Origin of the sequence: Mannheimia kashgarensis, assembly GCF_041807705.1 — a bacterium.
Classification (GTDB): domain Bacteria; phylum Pseudomonadota; class Gammaproteobacteria; order Enterobacterales; family Pasteurellaceae; genus Mannheimia.
This window is the reverse complement of the sequence record NZ_JBGTYY010000003.1, coordinates 157,418-174,577: the sequence shown is the minus strand read 5'-3', so window position 1 is coordinate 174,577 and position 17,160 is coordinate 157,418. Positions and strand designations below refer to the sequence as shown.

General features: G+C 39.0%; 15 protein-coding genes and 1 pseudogene. 8 read left to right on the top strand and 8 right to left on the bottom strand.

The window, feature by feature from the left end:
* Nucleotides 1-204 precede the first annotated feature (204 nt).
* Nucleotides 205-714, top strand: a complete 510-nt coding sequence (locus ACERCF_RS03060; RefSeq protein WP_373624580.1) for a peptidylprolyl isomerase — start codon at nt 205-207, stop codon at nt 712-714.
* 52 nt (nt 715-766) lie between these two features.
* Here ACERCF_RS03060 and ACERCF_RS03055 read toward each other — a convergent pair.
* Both ACERCF_RS03055 and fdhD read right to left on the bottom strand, forming a co-directional pair.
* Nucleotides 767-1,595: pseudogene (locus ACERCF_RS03055) on the bottom strand (AEC family transporter).
* 2 nt (nt 1,596-1,597) lie between these two features.
* Nucleotides 1,598-2,410, bottom strand: coding sequence for a formate dehydrogenase accessory sulfurtransferase FdhD (fdhD, locus tag ACERCF_RS03050; RefSeq protein ID WP_373624579.1), 813 nt, complete (start codon nt 2,408-2,410; stop codon nt 1,598-1,600).
* A gap of 236 nt (nt 2,411-2,646) precedes the next feature.
* Between fdhD and fdnG the strand changes: the two genes are divergently transcribed.
* The 4 genes from fdnG to fdhE all read left to right on the top strand — a co-directional run bounded on the left by fdnG (nt 2,647) and on the right by fdhE (nt 8,284).
* A complete protein-coding gene (fdnG, locus tag ACERCF_RS03045; RefSeq protein WP_373624578.1) occupies nt 2,647-5,715 on the top strand; it encodes a formate dehydrogenase-N subunit alpha in 3,069 nt (1,022 codons plus the stop codon).
* A gap of 2 nt (nt 5,716-5,717) precedes the next feature.
* The gene (gene fdxH / locus ACERCF_RS03040; protein ID WP_373624577.1) at nt 5,718-6,629 is read left to right on the top strand and encodes a formate dehydrogenase subunit beta; all 912 of its coding nucleotides are present in this window, start codon (nt 5,718-5,720) and stop codon (nt 6,627-6,629) included.
* Nucleotides 6,622-7,302, top strand: a complete 681-nt coding sequence (locus tag ACERCF_RS03035) for a formate dehydrogenase subunit gamma (protein ID WP_373610694.1) — start codon at nt 6,622-6,624, stop codon at nt 7,300-7,302. Before fdxH ends, ACERCF_RS03035 begins: the two co-directional genes overlap by 8 nt.
* A 64-nt stretch (nt 7,303-7,366) precedes the next feature.
* Nucleotides 7,367-8,284 carry a formate dehydrogenase accessory protein FdhE gene (gene fdhE / locus ACERCF_RS03030; RefSeq protein ID WP_373624576.1) on the top strand — a complete coding sequence of 306 codons (918 nt, stop codon included), beginning with the start codon at nt 7,367-7,369 and terminating at the stop codon, nt 8,282-8,284.
* 32 nt (nt 8,285-8,316) lie between these two features.
* On the opposite strand, the gene ACERCF_RS03025 is transcribed toward fdhE, so the two are convergent.
* The 5 genes from ACERCF_RS03025 to rep all read right to left on the bottom strand — a co-directional run bounded on the left by ACERCF_RS03025 (nt 8,317) and on the right by rep (nt 13,636).
* Entirely contained in the window at nt 8,317-8,610 is a 294-nt protein-coding gene (locus ACERCF_RS03025) for a hypothetical protein (RefSeq protein WP_373610692.1), read from the bottom strand.
* Between the two features lie 97 nt (nt 8,611-8,707).
* Nucleotides 8,708-10,078 (bottom strand): glutathione-disulfide reductase, encoded by a 1,371-nt coding sequence (gorA, locus tag ACERCF_RS03020; protein WP_373610691.1) that lies wholly within the window; start codon nt 10,076-10,078, stop codon nt 8,708-8,710.
* Between the two features lie 84 nt (nt 10,079-10,162).
* Complete coding sequence (locus ACERCF_RS03015) at nt 10,163-10,687, bottom strand: TIGR00645 family protein (RefSeq protein ID WP_373610690.1); 525 nt, start codon at nt 10,685-10,687, stop codon at nt 10,163-10,165.
* Between the two features lie 106 nt (nt 10,688-10,793).
* A complete protein-coding gene (locus ACERCF_RS03010; RefSeq protein ID WP_373610689.1) occupies nt 10,794-11,432 on the bottom strand; it encodes a nitroreductase family protein in 639 nt (212 codons plus the stop codon).
* 185 nt (nt 11,433-11,617) lie between these two features.
* Nucleotides 11,618-13,636: a DNA helicase Rep gene (gene rep / locus ACERCF_RS03005; protein ID WP_373624575.1), complete on the bottom strand. Its 2,019-nt coding sequence runs from the start codon at nt 13,634-13,636 to the stop codon at nt 11,618-11,620.
* A gap of 250 nt (nt 13,637-13,886) precedes the next feature.
* On the opposite strand from rep, the gene potA reads away from it, so the two are divergent.
* Genes potA through potC form a run of 3 tightly spaced genes read left to right on the top strand, consistent with a single transcriptional unit; the run spans nt 13,887 to nt 16,619 of the window.
* Nucleotides 13,887-15,002: a spermidine/putrescine ABC transporter ATP-binding protein PotA gene (gene potA, locus ACERCF_RS03000; RefSeq protein WP_373610686.1), complete on the top strand. Its 1,116-nt coding sequence runs from the start codon at nt 13,887-13,889 to the stop codon at nt 15,000-15,002.
* Nucleotides 14,989-15,852 (top strand): spermidine/putrescine ABC transporter permease PotB, encoded by an 864-nt coding sequence (potB, locus tag ACERCF_RS02995; RefSeq protein WP_373624574.1) that lies wholly within the window; start codon nt 14,989-14,991, stop codon nt 15,850-15,852. Before potA ends, potB begins: the two co-directional genes overlap by 14 nt.
* Nucleotides 15,852-16,619, top strand: a complete 768-nt coding sequence (gene potC / locus ACERCF_RS02990) for a spermidine/putrescine ABC transporter permease PotC (protein WP_373610683.1) — start codon at nt 15,852-15,854, stop codon at nt 16,617-16,619. The genes potB and potC overlap by 1 nt, the downstream gene beginning before the upstream one ends.
* Before the next feature lie 181 nt (nt 16,620-16,800).
* Here the strand turns inward: potC and ACERCF_RS02985 are convergent, their stop codons facing one another.
* On the bottom strand, nt 16,801-17,100 hold the full coding sequence (locus tag ACERCF_RS02985) for a hypothetical protein (protein WP_373610682.1): 300 nt from the start codon (nt 17,098-17,100) through the stop codon (nt 16,801-16,803).
* Nucleotides 17,101-17,160: the final 60 nt, after the last annotated feature.

Here is a 17,160-nt window from a genome sequence, read left to right as displayed (position 1 = left end):
CATTTTATGAACGGCTGATTGCTCGTGGCAAACCGTTCAAAGTGGCGGTAAACGCCTGTATACGTAAGCTTTTAACCGTGATTAATGCCATCGTCCGTGATGGCTCACAGTGGAATGCTCACGCGCTTTAATTAACGAATTTGTATCTCGCCAAATATTTTGGGGGATACAGTTGCTACTAAATCTTTATATTAAGAGGAAAAAATGATTACACTACACACCAATTTTGGCGACATCAAAATCGAATTAAACTTTGACAAAGCCCCTGTTACTGCAAAAAACTTTGAAGATTATTGCAAAGAAGGCTTTTACAACGGCACAATTTTCCACCGTGTGATTGATGGATTTATGATTCAAGGCGGCGGTATGACAGTTGGAATGACAGAAAAACCAACTAAAGCCCCAATTCAAAACGAAGCAAGCAACGGTTTAAGCAATAAACGCGGTACTTTAGCAATGGCTCGTACTTCTGATCCGCACTCTGCTTCATCACAATTTTTCATCAATGTGGTAGATAATACGTTCTTAGATTACCGTTCAAAAGAGATGTTTGGCAAAACCGTTGTTCAAGATTGGGGATATGCGGTATTTGGCGAAGTGGTTGAAGGTATGGACGTTGTAGATAAAATCAAAGGCGTGAAAACAGGGAATAAAGGCTTCCACCAAGACGTTCCTGTTGAAGATGTGGTGATTGAGTCTGTAACTGTGGCTTAGTTTAAACACAAACAATCGGTCGAATTTTAGTAAAATTCGACCGATTGTTTTTTTATATTACTTGGTAAAGCCAAGTAATAAACGGCATCGTAAACACACACAATAGCGTGGTTACACCATAAATCGCACTCGCCTTTTTAGCATCTTGCCCATAAGCCACTACCATCTGTGTGATAGTTGCCGCAGAAGGGCTGATTGTGGCAAGAAAGGTAATCATCACAATGGTTTCGCCATTAATAACCCAGCGTTCAAAACCGCATAATTTAATCACCGCTAATAAAATCAACGGAATAAAGATTAAGCGCAGGAATGTAACCAGATAAATCCGTTTATCGGTAATAATTTCTTTAAATGGGATTTCGGCAATAAGCATACCCACAATAATAGCGATGATATTGATATTAAAGAGAATTTTTCTAAATGGTACGCTGCCCTTGCCACAGATTAACGCTCTTAAATGCGACCAAAACAGAACACTTTGTACCACAATAAATGCGGTGGAATAAATAACCCATTCAGCCCCCAAAAGAGAGGCTACAATTGGAATAATTAAATTTCCTGAATTGGAATAAGTGGTTGTGGCTTGCTCAATATTGTTTAATTTCGCGTTTTTTTTTGAATATCCAACCCAATAGAATTAGTAACGCACTGAAGATAATTGAGATAATAAAAGCAAGATATAAACCGTTCAGCGTTTCGGTAGTGTAATCGACTTGAAAGGCAGTAATCAGCATTGCAGGACTAATAATATAAAGCCCGATAATCGAAATGGGATAACTTTGCTCTGATGTTAAAAGTTTGGTTTTGACAATAGCATAACCTAGTAAAACCATTAAGGTAAGCTGTAAAATTTTATCTGCTAATAAAAGTGCGATTTCCATTACTATTTAAGAGCTAATCGCTCCTCTCCCGAATAAATGGTAGCTTTTCCTTTGCGGACAAACGCCAATAATGTGAATTGATTATCACGAGCCATTTTGGCTGCCATTTCAGTTGTCGCAGAAATCGCACAGAGCATTTCAATTCCAATTGCTAAACATTTTTGTACCATTTCAAAACTGGCTCGACTGGTGACAAATACAAAACCGTTTGGAAAGCCTGCTTTCGCATACCAGCCAATCAGTTTATCTAATGCAACGTGCCGCCCTACATCTTCTCGAATGGCTAATAACTCGCCTTCAAAGCTAAAAAAAGCAGCAGCGTGGCTTGCACCTGTTTCTTTCGATAATGTTTGTGCGTTTTCTAACTGCTCTAAACAACGTTCTAAAATAAGCGGATTCACATCTTGCAAGCGGTTATTTTTCTTAACAATTTTGCAACTTTGATTGACTTGTTCCAACTGCTCTACGCCACAAATTCCGCACCCTGTTCTGCCTGCCATTGAACGACGTTTATCTTTTAGCTGCACAAATTGTCGGGTAGAAATCTCAAGCTGAATTTCTACGCCATTTTCTTGTTCAAAAATATCCAATCCGTATAACTCTTGCGGAGAGTTTAAAATCCCTTCCGCTAAGGAAAAACCTAATGCAAAATCCTCTAAATCTGAAGGTGTTGTCATCATCACCGTATGAGAAATACCATTATAAACCAGTGCAACAGGCACTTCTGAAATCAAATTATCTTCACAATTTTGCTGTTTTAGCTCAGTTGTTGAGAATAATAATTTTTTGGCATCTATTTTTGTGATCTTATTCACAATTTTCATCTCTTCTATGCTTAAAAAGTAGTTTATTTTGTTAAAAAGTTGTATCATTATGCTCGAAAAAATTTGGTTTAAATCAAACTTTTTTGAGATTTAACCTTTTTACCAAAAAAAGAGTATATCCATTTTCTTTTATTAGGAGGAAAATGATACACCTCTTCGATCAATTTATTAACTTAATTTTTTGATCATTTTACTTTTATTTACCACATTATGTGTTTGGAGTGATTATGCAGATCTCAAGACGTAAGTTCTTTAAGGTCTGTGCAGGTGGTATGGCGGGAACTTCTGCGGCAATGTTGGGCTTTGCTCCAACAGCAGCATTAGCAGCTCCTCGCGAGTATAAGCTCTTAAGAGCGAAAGAAACTCGCCAAACCTGTACTTACTGTGCTGTAGGCTGCGGAATGCTAATGTATTCTTTAGGCGGACAAGCAATGAATAGTAAAGGGAAACTTTTTCATATTGAAGGGGATCCTGACCATCCTGTTAGCCGTGGTGCATTATGTCCTAAAGGAGCAGGCTCGTTAGACTATGTAAATAGTGATCGCCGTGTACATTATCCTGAGGTGCGAGAGCCTGGCTCAAGCGAATGGAAACGAATTTCTTGGCATGAGGCTATTGAACGTATTTCTCGCCACATTAAAGACGACCGTGATGCTAACTTTATTGAAAAAAATATAGAAGGTACACCAGTTAATCACTGGTTAACCGCTGGCTTCTTAGCAGGTTCTGCCTGTAGTAACGAAACTGGTTTATTAACCCAAAAATGGGTTCGCTCTCTCGGTATGGTATTTACCGATAACCAAGCGAGTATCTGACACGGACCAACGGTAGCAAGTCTTGCTCCATCATTTGGTCGCGGTGCGATGACCAACCACTGGGTTGATATTAAAAACTCTGATCTCGTTATTGTTATGGGCGGTAACGCCGCTGAAGCTCACCCTGTAGGTTTCCGCTGGGCAATTGAAGCGAAAAAACAAAATGGTGCTAAGTTAATGGTGGTAGATCCACGCTTTAACCGAAGTGCTGCGGTGGCTGATATCTATATGCCATTACGTTCAGGTACAGATATTACGTTCCTACTAGGTGCGATAAACTATTTGTTGAAAAACGATAAAATTCAACACGAATATGTTAAACACTATACCAATGCAACTTTCTTAATACACGAAGGCTTTAAATTCGAAGACGGTCTATTTACTGGCTATGATGAAGCTACGCGTACCTATAAAGATAGATCTACTTGGACTTACCAAATGGATGAAGAAGGCAATCCGTTAAGAGATATGAGCCTTCAAGATCCTCGTTGCGTACTGAATATGTTACGTGAACACGTTTCTCGCTATACGCTGGAAATGGTTGAGCGTATTACAGGCACACCACAAAAAGATTTCTTGATTTTCTGTGAAGAAATTGCGAAAACCTCTGCTCCAGATAAAGCCGCAACGTTCCTTTATGCGTTAGGTTGGACACAACATACCGTTGGTTCGCAGAATATCCGTTCTATGGCGATGATCCAACTACTGTGTGGTAACATCGGTGTGTCGGGTGGTGGCGTAAACGCATTACGTGGCCACTCAAACGTGCAAGGTATTACTGATTTAGGTTTATTCCCAGCACGGCTTCCCGCTTACTTACCACTGCCTAGCGAAACCGATGTTTCATTAGAAGCATTCTTAACACGTATTACACCAAAAACAATGGGCGCAGGTCAGGTCAACTATTGGGTAAATGCACCGAAATTCTTCATCAGTATGATGAAATCATTTTATGGCGATAATGCAACCGCTGAAAACGAGTTTGGTTTCCACTATCTGCCGAAGTTACAAAAAGGGGGCATCGACCACTTCCGTTTCATTGAGCAAATGTATGAAGGCAAAATCAATGGTTACTTCTGTCAAGGTATGAACCCTGTTGCTTCTTACCCGAACTCACAGAAAATTATCAAAGCGTTAAGTAATTTGAAATATTTAGTCATTTTTGACCCGCTTATTACTGATACGTCTGAATTCTGGAAAAATCACGGCGAGTTCAATAATGTAAACTCTGCAGAAATCCAAACTGAAGTATTCCGTTTACCAACAACTTGCTTCGCAGAAGAAGATGGTTCTATTGCAAACTCTGGTCGTTGGTTACAATGGCATTGGAAAGCGGCAGATGCTCCACACGAAGCAAAACCAGATATTGATATCTTATCTGAAATTCGTGCCGAATTAATCCACCTTTACCATAAAGAAGGCGGTAAAGCACCAGTTGAGCCAATAGAAGCAATGACTTGGAATTATGCAAATCCGCTAGAACCAAAGGCAGAAGAAATTGCGAAAGAGAATAATGGTTATGCTTTAGCTGATGTGAAAGATGCTGATGGTAATATCCTTGTGAAACAAGGCGAATTATTATCAAGCTTCGGTCAAATGCGTGATGATGGTACAACCTCTGGTGCGTGCTGGATTTATACAGGTCAGTGGACACAAAAAGGTAACCAAATGGCTAACCGTGATAACTCAGACCCATCGGGCTTGGGTAACACCTTAGGTTGGGCATTTGCGTGGCCAGCAAACCGTCGTATTCTTTATAACCGTGCATCAGCGGATTTAAGTGGTAAACCGTGGAACCCAAAACGCCAATTAGTAAAATGGAATGGAAAGAACTGGAACTACATTGATGTTGCTGACTTCGGTACTGCACCTCCAAACTCTCCAACAATGCCATTTACTATGCAACCAGAGGGAGTATCTGGTTTATTCGTGCGTGAGCGTATGATTGATGGCCCATTCCCAGAACATTATGAGCCATTAGAAACACCAATCGGCACCAACCCATTACACCCTAATGTAATTTACAGTCCTGTAGCTCGTATTTTACCAACGGATAAAGCAGATTTAGGTACAAGTGATGAGTTTCCTTATGTAGGTACAACTTACCGCTTAACAGAACATTTCCACTATTGGACAAAAAACGTGCTTCTCAATGTAATCGCTCAGCCAGAGCAATTTGTTGAAATTGGAGATAAATTGGCTGAAGAAAAAGGCATTAAAAACGGAGATAAAGTACGTGTTTGGTCTAAACGTGGTGAAATTAAAGCCGTTGCAGTAGTAACAAAACGTATTCGTTCATTAGTGTCTGATGGTAAGCCAATCCATACTATCGGTATTCCGATTCACTGGGGATTTGCAGCAACTACTGGAGCGAAAAAAGGTTATTTTGCTAATAACCTAACAGTACGCTCGGGCGATCCTAGTTCTAATACGCCAGAATCGAAGTGTATGTTGTTAAACATTGAGAAAATTGGAGGCTAAAAATGGGAGCAGTTCAATCTCAAAACATTAGTAAGATCTCCGCTACCTCTGGTTTAACACCTGCACCACAGGCTCGTTCTCACCAAGTGGAAGTGGCAAAATTAATTGATGTAACGACCTGTATTGGCTGTAAGGCTTGTCAGGTAGGTTGTTCAGAGTGGAATGATATCCGCTCTGATATCGACGCTGCTTGTGTTGGTGTTTACGATAATCCTGCCGATCTGAATGCAAAAGCGTGGACGGTAATGAAATTCAACGAAGTTGAGGAAAATGACCGTTTAGAGTGGTTAATTCGTAAAGATGGTTGTATGCACTGTATGGAGCCGGGCTGCTTGAAAGCCTGCCCTGCTCCGGGTGCAATTATTCAATATGCTAACGGTATTGTCGATTTTCAATCTGATAAATGTATCGGTTGTGGTTACTGTATCGCAGGTTGTCCGTTCAACATTCCACGTATGAACCCAGAAGATAACCGTGTTTATAAATGCACATTATGTGTGGATCGTGTAGCGGTAGGTCAAGAGCCGGCTTGTGTGAAAACTTGCCCAACAGGTGCAATTCGCTTCGGTAGTAAAGAGCAAATGAAGTTCTACGCAGAACAACGTATTGCAGACCTTAAAGCTCGTGGTTATGAAAATGCAGGTCTTTACGATCCTGAAGGTGTGGGTGGTACACACGTTATGTATGTATTACATCACGCAGATAAACCAGAACTTTATTCAGGCTTACCGAAAGATCCGAAGATTGACACCACAGTTACACTATGGAAAGACGTCTTAAAACCGGTTGCAGCCGTTGCATTAGGTGGCTTAGCATTAGCAGAAGTTGCACACTATGTAACCGTTGGTCCAAACGTTGAAGAGGATGTTGAAGATCATCACCACAATATTAGAGAAGGAGATAGACATGAGTAAGCCATTTATCGTTACGAATGATACTAAAATTATTCGTCATAAGCCGTTACCTCGTGTTAGTCACTGGTTCCTCGTTATTTCATTCTTTATGACGATGTTTACTGGTGTGGCATTCTTCTTCCCTGATTTTGCGTGGCTCACTGAGATCTTAGGTACACCACAAATTGCTCGTGCAATACACCCTTTCACTGGGATTATTATGTTTATTGCATTTATTATTATGGTGCTAGTTTATTGGCATCATAATATTCCGGAGAAAAACGATATTCGCTGGGCAAAAGGCATTGTTGAGGTGTTAAAAGGTAATGAACACGCGGTTGCCGATAACGGCAAATACAATCTAGGTCAGAAATTACTATTCTGGACATTGATTCTTGCGATGTTTACCCTCTTAATTACAGGGATTATTATGTGGAGGCAATTTTTCTCTCACTATTTCTCAATTCCGGTATTAAGAATTGCGATTTTACTTCACTCATTTAGTGCATTTATGTTATTTACTGGAATTCTAGTACATATCTATATGGCATTCTGGGTAAAAGGCTCAATTAGAGGTATGGTTGAAGGCTGGGTAACAGTTCGCTGGGCAAAAAAACACCACCCAAAATGGTATCGTGAAGAAATCTTACCTGAAATCGAAAAACACGTTAAGAAAGATAACACTATTCAATAATCACCAAAGTGCGGAGAATTCCGCACTTTTATTTTATAACTATGTTATATAACTTAGGAAAGTTATGAGTATCAAAATTTTACCGCAAGATGAAATTCAACAAGTTGCAAGTTCATTTCAACAACCTGAATTACTTTTTGCTAACCCTAAAAACCTCTACTCTCGCCGTGCAAAACGTTTACGCGAATTAGCTAAAGAAAATCCGTTTGGCGATTATATGGAATTCTCCGCTAATTTAGTGGATATTCAGCTTGAATTATTAACCAGCAGACCAATTGCAAATTATTCGGAAAAAATAACTGCTTGTGTAGAATTAACACAAGGAGATAAACCATTAAACAGTAAAAATTTCCAACGTAGTGATGAATGGCGAGAGCTATTATTCGCTATTATTGAGAAATTCAAGCCTTATGCAAATGATCCTATTCTTCCAACACTAGAATGGTTAGAAAAAGCCTCTGCTTCTGAATTAGAAACGCTAGCGGATAATCTTTTAAATGAGCATTATGAACTTGTAGCAGCCGATAAGGCCGTATTTATTTGGGCAGCTCTTTCACTCTACTGGGTGCAACTAGCTCAGCAGTTACCTCGTAATACCCGTGCTGAAGTTGGACATAAACATTTTTGTCCTGTGTGTAATTCCGCACCTGTTACCAGTGTCATTCATTTTGGTGAAGCACAAGGTTTACGCTACCTACACTGTTCTTTATGCGAAAGCGAGTGGCACGTTGTACGGGCAAAATGTACTAACTGTGATGAAACAGGTAAGCTAGATTACTGGAGCTTAGATTCTGTTGAAGCAGCAGTGAAAGCAGAAAGCTGTGGAGATTGCCACTCTTACTTAAAAGTGCTTTATCAAGATAAAGATTTTAACGTTGAGCCTGTAGCAGACGATTTAGCCAGCCTGTTTTTAGATTCTGAAATGGAGCAAAAAGGCTTATCGAGAAGCGGGGTAAATCCATTCTTATTTCAAGGCGAATAGCTAAAATAAAACGGAGCATAAGCTCCGTTTTGTTATCTAGGTCTCGAAACTTTTTTAGTCTCACACCTATTTTCAATAACATCTCTCTCTGACATAAAAGCATAGCGGCATTGAGATTTATAATATTGAATTTCAGCAGCATCTGGAATCCGTTGAGCACCGACACGCAATTCCTCCATAGAAAAACTACTTTCCGAATTGTCCTCTACCGGCTTTTTTAGTATTCTACGTTCTGAAATCTTAAATGTCGGTTTATTATTTTCCTGCTCTTCCAAGTCACTTATATTAGTTTTACTATTAGGCTGTGCATAAACATTCCCAATCATAAACGAACATAAGGTCACTAAGATAAGAGATGTCCTCATATTTTTCCTAAAAATTATTAGAATAATATTCTCTATCCATCGCCATATTCTATTATATTTATCGCATTGTGACAAATTCTTCTGAACCTGTTGGGTGAATTGCGACTGTATTGTCGAAATCCGCCTTTGTTGCTCCCATTTTGATTGCAACTGCAAATCCTTGAATCATCTCATCAACGCCAAAGCCAATGCCGTGTAACCCGACAATTTTTTCTTCTTTGCCTACACACACCAACTTCATTCGACAAGGTTGGCGATGTTGAGTTACCGCTGTGTACATTGCGGTAAAAGAAGATTTATAGACTTTTACATTCTCTTTGCCATATTGCTCAATAGCTTGTGGCTCAGTTAAGCCAATAGCTCCAATTGGAGGGTGACTAAATACTACCGTTGGCACTAAATTATAGTCTAGATGTTCGTTTGGTTTATTGTTGAATAAACGTTCTGATAATCGGCGACCTGCTGCCACCGCTACGGGCGTTAATTCAATACCACCTTCAATAATATCGCCTACTGCGTAAATATTTGGCACATTGGTATTTTGGAATTTATCCACCTTGATAAAACCGCGTTCGTTTGTTTTAACACCTGTTACCTCTAAGTTAATCACATCGGTTGCAGGTTCACGTCCAATTGCCCAAACTAAGGTTTCAATAGTGGTTTCACGCCCATCTTCTAAAGCTAAAGTAAGTGTTCCATCTTGGTTTTTCGTTACTTTTTGCGGAATTGCTTGAGTGTGCAACTCAATGCCATCTTGCTCTAACACCTCTAACAATGTTTCGACAATAAGTGGATCCTGCTGGCGTAAAGGTGCGTGCTGACGCACAAACAAATGCGTTTTTACGCCTAAACTATTAAATACACCTGCTAATTCAACAGCAATATAGCCAGCCCCTATAATTGCCACTGATTTTGGTAATTCATTTAATGCAAATACACCATCTGACGTAATGCCATATTCTGCCCCTTCTAAATTAGGAATAGTTGGGCGACCACCTGTTGCAATTAAAATATGATCAGCCGTTATATCTTCTTTCAATCCATCTTCATAACTCACTTCAATAGTTTTTGTATCTTTAAAGCGAGCAAAACCATTTAACACATCAACATTATTTTTACTCAGTACGTTATTGTATGAAGTGTGAATACGCTCAATATAGGCTTGTCGACTTTCCACCAATTTTGCATAATCAAAATGTTCAACAGAGACATCAAAGCCATAATCAGAGGCATAACGGTGAATTGCTTCTGCAATTTGAGCACCATAAAACATTACTTTTTTCGGCACGCAACCTACATTAACACAAGTACCACCTAGATGTTTTGCTTCAATAATCGCACATTTTTGCCCATAGCTTGCCGCTCGATTGATAGAAGCAATACCGCCACTACCACCACCAATTGCAATATAATCATAATGTTTTGCCATAATTTCGTCCTATCAATTCGTCTAAATAATAATAAAAGCGATTTTATTATAATCGCTTTTAGCCAAAATGTATGCTGCCTAAGATTAATTTTTAATGTGTTGAGCATTCAAAATTTTATCAATATATGCCAACACTAAAGCAGAAACCACAAAAGTAAGATGAATAATTACCTGCCACATCATTTGCTTCTCATCAAGGTTGGAGGCATTAATGAAAGTTTGCAACAAGTGAATAGATGAAATACTGATAATTGCCATCGACAGTTTGACTTTCAGTACCGTCGCATTAACGTGATCAAGCCATTCAGGCTGATCTGGGTGTCCATCAACTCGCAATCTAGACACAAAGGTTTCATAGCCACCTACAATCACCATCACTAAAAGATTAGCAATCATCACCACATCAATCAAATTCAATACAGCAAGCATTACCATATTTGAATCCATTTGGTTGAGATCAACCACCAAATGATATAGCGACTTCATAAACTTGTACGCATAAATCCCCTGCACCACAATTAAACCTAGATAAATAGGCAACTGTAGCCAGCGGCTGGCAAAAATCATTTTGCCGAAAAAGTTCGATTTTGGATCTAATCCTGTATTCATATCAATCCCACATAATTATAAAAACACAATAATAAAAGCGGTCGAATTCTAGCAATTTTTTGCAAAAAAATTAAGAGATTCGACCGCTTGTTGTGAAGATTATTGACTATTTTTTAAATCCTTTGCCGTTATTCCAAGACACCGTGTATTCTAAGCCTAAACGGCAACTTGGTAATGCCGGATTTGCCGCTCGACCAATGGCTAATAACATTACCGGCAGATAACGAGAGCTATCAATTTCGAGTAAATCCATTACAGCACTACGGTTAAATACACCAATTGCGTGGGTATCGTAGCCTCTGTCTTTAGCAATCAGCATCAGCTGCATAGCAGTTAAACTGCTATCGATTAGCACCTGATCACGAATATCCGCATCTGTTAATTGCTGATGGAGACCGAGTAGAAAATCAAATTTACGATCACGAAACTCTTGGTGCAAACAACCTGTTTCAACCGATTGATCAACAATATCACCTAATAATTTGTCATATTGCAAATCGGCAAGCACCACAACCACAGCAGAGGCTGTTTCACAAGGTGGTCCATTAAAAGCAACATTGCCCGACAGCTCTTTTTTGACTGCCTCATCATCAACCACCACAAATCGCCAAGGCTGCAAATTCGCTTTTGAAGGGGCAAATTGTGCTAAGGTTAGCATCTCTTGCAGCTCTTCACGGTTGATTTTCACGGTAGGATTAAAGGCTTTAATAGTTTTGCGTTGCTCAATAACTGTTTTTAATTCCATCTTATTTCTCCTCTACAAACACTTTTTAGTCTATAACGTCGAAACGCTCAATGTAATAATTGAAAATAGGTATTCCGCCAATTTATTGAGATAAGTCAAAAATTATCACATAAACAAGCGGTCAGATTTTGCTGAAAAATTTGCAAATCACTTGCAAAAAATTTCCAAAATTTAACCGCTTGTTGCTATTTCTTATTCGCTTTTAACATCGCCATTAAGTTCGCTATATTAGCGGACGATTTTGCCTCTTTCTGCTCTTCTGTAAGCCTTGGTTTACTGCTTTCCCACACCAAATCGTCTTGCGGTAATTCCATTAAAAAACGGCTTGGCTCGGGTTTGATGATTTCGCCATATTGGCGGCGTTCCTTACAGAGTGAAAAAGTAAGCGTTTGTTGGGCTCGGGTAATGCCCACATAAGCCAAACGGCGTTCCTCTTCCACATTCTCTTCATCAAGGCTGGTTTGGTGTGGCAAAATGCCCTCCTCCATTCCAATTAAGAAAACGTGTGGAAATTCTAAGCCTTTGGAGGCGTGAAGCGTCATTAGCTGTACTTGGTCGGCTTCATCGTCATCTTCGCCACGCTCTAACATATCTCGCAAGGTTAAGCGGTTTACTACTTGTACCAAACTCATCGGCTCTTCTATTTCATCGCCCTCTAACATTCCTTGCACCCATTCAAACAAGGTCTGCACGTTTCGGCTCTGCATTTCCGCCACTTTTGGATTTGCAGCCATTTCATACAAATAGGCTTCGTATTGAATTTTTGCCAACAAATCTTTTACCGCTTCAATCGGGTCAGACCGCTCTGCTTGGTCGGCAATTTCCACAATCCAACGGGCAAAATCTTGCAAGGCTTGGTAAGGTTTTGGCGTTAAGCGTTGAATCAGCTCAAAATCGAAAATCGCCTCAAATAAGCTGACTTGTTTTTCATTCGCCAGTATTCCCAATTTTTCTAATGTTGCAGCCCCAATTTCCCGTTTTGGCGTGTTTACAATCCGCAAAAATGCCGCATCATCATCTTGGTTTACCACCAAACGCAGATACGCCATCATATCTTTAATTTCCGCTCGGGCAAAAAATGATGTGCCGCCCGAAATTTTGTAGGGAATACGGTTCTGCATGAGCAATTTTTCCAACAAACGGGATTGACTATTACCCCGATATAAAATCGCATAATCTTTATACTTTGTTTTGCAAGAAAAACGGTGTGCAATCAGCTCCCCAACAATTCGCTCCGCCTCGTGTTCTTCATTTTTCGCTTCAATTACATTTAGCTTTTCGCCTTCGCCAAGCTCTGAAAACAGGCGTTTAGTAAACAGATGGTCGTTGTTGTCGATCAAAATATTGGCACAATGCAAAATCCGCTGGCTGGAACGGTAATTCTGCTCCAACTTGATCACTTTTAAATCAAAATCTTCACGCAGCCGCTGCATATTTTCTGGCTTCGCTCCACGCCAAGAGTAGATAGATTGGTCATCATCGCCCACCACCGTAAAGTTTGGCTCGTTGCCGACAATCAGCTTAATTAACTCATATTGGCTGGTATTGGTGTCTTGATATTCATCAACCAACAAATAGCGAATTTTGTTCTGCCAACGTTCTTTTGCCTCTGGAAATTGGCGAAACAGCAATACAGGCAGCATAATCAAATCATCAAAATCCAACGCATTATAGGCTTTAAGTTGATTTTGATAGAGCTGATAAAAATGCGAAAAGACTCGCTCACGCTCATCACGCACACGAGAAATGACCATTTCAGGCGAAAGCAGATCATTCTTCCAATTTGAAATGGTGGAAATCAGGGCCTTCAGTAAATCTTTATCTTCCGTAACATTTTCAGGCAATAAATGTTTGAGTAAGGCGATTTGGTCGTGTTCATCAAACAAGGTCATACCTGATTTAAAGCCCAGCAATTTGTATTCACGCTTTAAAATATCAAAACCGAGTGTGTGGAAGGTAGAAATCGTCAGCCCTTTGCTATTTTCCTTACCAATAGAATGAGCCACCCTCTCCCGCATTTCGCGGGCGGCTTTATTGGTAAAAGTAACCGCCGCAATCTGTTTCGGCGAATAGCCACAATTTGCAATTAAATGAGCAATTTTATTAATAATAACCCGAGTTTTACCCGAACCGGCCCCCGCCAGCACAAGGCAAGCCCCGTTTGTATATTCTACGGCTTGTTGTTGTTGAGAATTGAGTTTCATAAGATAGTTTGAAAAGTAATTGTTGGGAAGTATTTTAACGGAAAGAAAACAAGCGGTCGAATTTCTTAAAAACTTTGCAAAAAATTCTAAAATTTAGACCGCTTGTTAATCCAAGAAAAATCCCCAAAATGTAAATTTTTCCTTTCAATCTTGCCCCTTTAGCTATATCATTATAAGTTGATTTTTTGGGGGCGAGAGCCTGATTTTGTGAGTACTTTTCTTTTTTCAATTTAAGGGAAAAAAACAGTAGATGGAAAAATTAGAACAAAAAGCTATCATCGAGCTTAAAAATGTAACGAAAAGCTACGGTAGTAAAACGATTCTTAAAAATTTGAATTTAACCATTAACGATGGTGAATTTTTAACGATTTTAGGCCCTTCAGGTTGTGGTAAAACAACTGCGTTGCGTTTAATTGCCGGCTTTGAAGATTTAACTGAGGGTTCAATTATTCTTGATGGGCAAGATGTTTCTAATGTTCCGGCAGAACAACGCCCTGTGAATACCGTATTCCAGAGCTATGCGCTTTTCCCACATATGACTATTTTTGAAAATGTAGCATTTGGTTTGCGTATGCAGAAAGTGCCAAATTCAGAAATCGAACCTCGTGTAATGGAAGCATTACGTATGGTGCGTTTAGAAGATAGAGCGCAACAAAAACCTGCTCAGCTTTCTGGTGGTCAGCAACAACGTATTGCGATTGCTCGTGCGGTAGTTAATAAGCCAAAAGTATTGTTATTAGATGAATCTCTATCTGCTCTTGACTATAAATTGCGTAAAGAGATGCAAAATGAGTTAAAAGCGTTGCAACGTCAATTGGGTATTACCTTTATTTTCGTAACACACGATCAGGAAGAAGCATTAACAATGTCTGATCGTATTATTGTAATGAATGGCGGTAAAATTGCTCAAGATGGCACACCTCGTGAAATTTACGAAGAGCCAAGCAACTTATTCGTAGCTCGTTTCATCGGCGAAATCAACGTATTTGATGCAACTGTGATTGAGCGTGTTGATGCAACTAACGTGAAAGCGAATGTAGAAGGTCGCATCTGCAACATTAAAATTGAAGATTTAGACGTTCACCCGAACCAAAAACTAAAAGTATTACTACGCCCTGAAGATATCGTGATTGAAGAGTTAGATGAAAACGAAAGCTCTAAAGCGATTATCGGTCATATTATCGACCGTAACTATAAAGGTATGACGTTAGAGTCTAGCGTAAGATTAGATCATAACGGTATGAACGTATTGGTTAGCGAATTCTTCAACGAAGATGACCCGAACATTGACCACGAAGTAGGGCAAAAAGTGGCTCTTACTTGGTATGAAGGCTGGGAGGTTGTGTTAAACGATGAAGGCGAATAACAAATTCCAAAATGGTGCGGTCGCAACTATTTTCGGTTGGTTATTACTTTTCGTATTAGTGCCGAACGTACTCGTTTTAATTATCAGTTTCTTAACGGAAAATCGTCAAAGCCAATACTTTGTTGATTTTGCGTTTAGCTTAGATGCGTATAAAGCATTATTTAATGACACTTACGCAACCGTATTGTGGAACTCGCTCTATATGGCAGGCGTTGCAACAATTATCTGCTTGGTAATTGGTTACCCTTTTGCGTTTTTTATCGCAAAAATGCCTGCAAAATTGCGCCCGTTTTTACTGTTTTTAGTGGTGTTACCATTCTGGACTAACTCGCTAATTCGTATTTACGGTATTAAAATTTTCTTAGGTGTAAAAGGTTTCTTAAATGAAACTTTATTGGCAATAGGCTTGATCAATGAACCTTTACGTTTATTAAACTCAGAAGCGGCAATTATCATCGGTTTAGTTTACATTCTATTACCATTTATGATTTTGCCACTTTATTCATCAATCGAGAAAATTGATAACCGCTTACTAGAAGCTGCAAAAGACTTAGGGGCAAATGCATTCCAACGTTTCATTAAAGTAACTATTCCACTTACAATGCCGGGCGTTGTGGCGGGTTGTTTATTAGTATTACTACCTGCAATGGGTATGTTCTATGTGGCAGACTTATTAGGCGGCGGTAAAACACCATTGGTAGGTAACATTATTAAGAGCTTATTCTTAAATACTAACCAGTTTGCAGTCGGTTCTGCGGTAAGTATTGCTTTAACTATTTTAATGGCGTTAATGCTTTATGTTTACTATCGTGCAAATAAACTATTAAATAAAAAGGTGGAGCTTGAATAATGAAAAAGATGTTTAGAAACCTTTTTATGTTGGCTGTATTTGCCTACCTATATATTCCAATTATTATTTTAGTGGTAAACTCTTTCAATGCAGACCGTTTCGGCTTGAACTGGAAAGGCTTTACTTGGAACTGGTATGAGCGTTTATTCAGCAATGATACGTTAGTACAAGCAACAATGAACTCATTAACCATTGCGTTCTTCGCTGCTACATTCTCTACTATTTTAGGTGCATTAACTTCAATCGCACTTTATCGTTACCGCTTTCGTGGTAAAAAATTAGTAGGCGGAATGTTATTCGTGGTAATGATGTCGCCAGATATCGTGATGGCGGTATCTATGCTTGTATTATTTATGATCTTAGGTATAAAATTAGGCTTTATTTCGCTATTAATTGCTCACATCACTTTCTGTTTACCTTATGTGGTTATCGCTATTTCATCACGCTTAAGCGATTTTGATGGCAAGATGTTAGAAGCGGCGAAAGATTTAGGTGCAAGTGAAGTCACGATTTTACGCAAAATCATTTTACCACTGGCATTACCTTCAATTATTTCAGGCTGGCTACTAAGCTTTACGATTTCATTAGATGACGTTATCGTCTCTTCATTCGTAACAAGCCCAAGCTACGAAGTATTACCATTGAAAATCTTCTCATTGGTTAAAACAGGTGTAACCCCAGAGGTAAATGCACTAGCAACCATTATGATTATCTTCTCATTAACCCTTGTGGTATTAAGCCAGTTAGTGGTGAGAAAAAAGGCATAAATATAGTTAGTTGATAAGTAAAAAACCTGACTAGCAGCTATTTGCAGTCAGGTTTTTTATTTGCTTAATTATAATTTGTAAATTTTTTAGCTATTCAAGTTTATGAATAGCTTATCTATAAAGCAGCTTGAGAATGATTTTTTAATCAGAAAACAGATAGACGTTTTGATGAGTTTTTATTTCATTGCTTATCAATGATATGTAATGAACACTCAAAAATCTTTGTGCCTTGCCCTAAAAGCGGTGTACCAGCAATAACTGTTAATTTGTGACAACCGACTGGCAAACGATTAAATTGAATACGATTACGTTTCACCTTTCCTGAATCACGTTCACCATTTTCAAGTTCTAATTCCCATACTGTTTGTACTCTTGCCTTTTTGTTAGCAAAAAATAGGGGAATATAAACCGGCGAACTCTTAGAAAAAGTTGCTTGTTCTGGAAGTATTTTATGGGGTTCTTTTTTTGCTTTTATAGACATATATTTCTCCTTAATAGGAGGCAATTATATGGTAATGGCTAGAAATAAAAAAGTGTTGGA

What these genes read in the sequence shown, in the direction of transcription:
- ACERCF_RS03025 (WP_373610692.1), bottom strand. Translation starts at nt 8,610, where the DNA reads ATGATTGGGAATGTTTATGCACAGCCTAATAGTAAAACTAATATAAGT.
- ACERCF_RS03010 (WP_373610689.1), bottom strand. Translation starts at nt 11,432, where the DNA reads ATGGAATTAAAAACAGTTATTGAGCAACGCAAAACTATTAAAGCCTTT.
- ACERCF_RS02985 (WP_373610682.1), bottom strand. Translation starts at nt 17,100, where the DNA reads ATGTCTATAAAAGCAAAAAAAGAACCCCATAAAATACTTCCAGAACAA.
- ACERCF_RS03015 (WP_373610690.1), bottom strand. Translation starts at nt 10,687, where the DNA reads ATGAATACAGGATTAGATCCAAAATCGAACTTTTTCGGCAAAATGATT.
- fdhE (WP_373624576.1), top strand. Translation starts at nt 7,367, where the DNA reads ATGAGTATCAAAATTTTACCGCAAGATGAAATTCAACAAGTTGCAAGT.
- potC (WP_373610683.1), top strand. Translation starts at nt 15,852, where the DNA reads ATGAAAAAGATGTTTAGAAACCTTTTTATGTTGGCTGTATTTGCCTAC.
- gorA (WP_373610691.1), bottom strand. Translation starts at nt 10,078, where the DNA reads ATGGCAAAACATTATGATTATATTGCAATTGGTGGTGGTAGTGGCGGT.
- potB (WP_373624574.1), top strand. Translation starts at nt 14,989, where the DNA reads ATGAAGGCGAATAACAAATTCCAAAATGGTGCGGTCGCAACTATTTTC.
- ACERCF_RS03060 (WP_373624580.1), top strand. Translation starts at nt 205, where the DNA reads ATGATTACACTACACACCAATTTTGGCGACATCAAAATCGAATTAAAC.
- fdxH (WP_373624577.1), top strand. Translation starts at nt 5,718, where the DNA reads ATGGGAGCAGTTCAATCTCAAAACATTAGTAAGATCTCCGCTACCTCT.
- ACERCF_RS03035 (WP_373610694.1), top strand. Translation starts at nt 6,622, where the DNA reads ATGAGTAAGCCATTTATCGTTACGAATGATACTAAAATTATTCGTCAT.
- rep (WP_373624575.1), bottom strand. Translation starts at nt 13,636, where the DNA reads ATGAAACTCAATTCTCAACAACAACAAGCCGTAGAATATACAAACGGG.
- potA (WP_373610686.1), top strand. Translation starts at nt 13,887, where the DNA reads ATGGAAAAATTAGAACAAAAAGCTATCATCGAGCTTAAAAATGTAACG.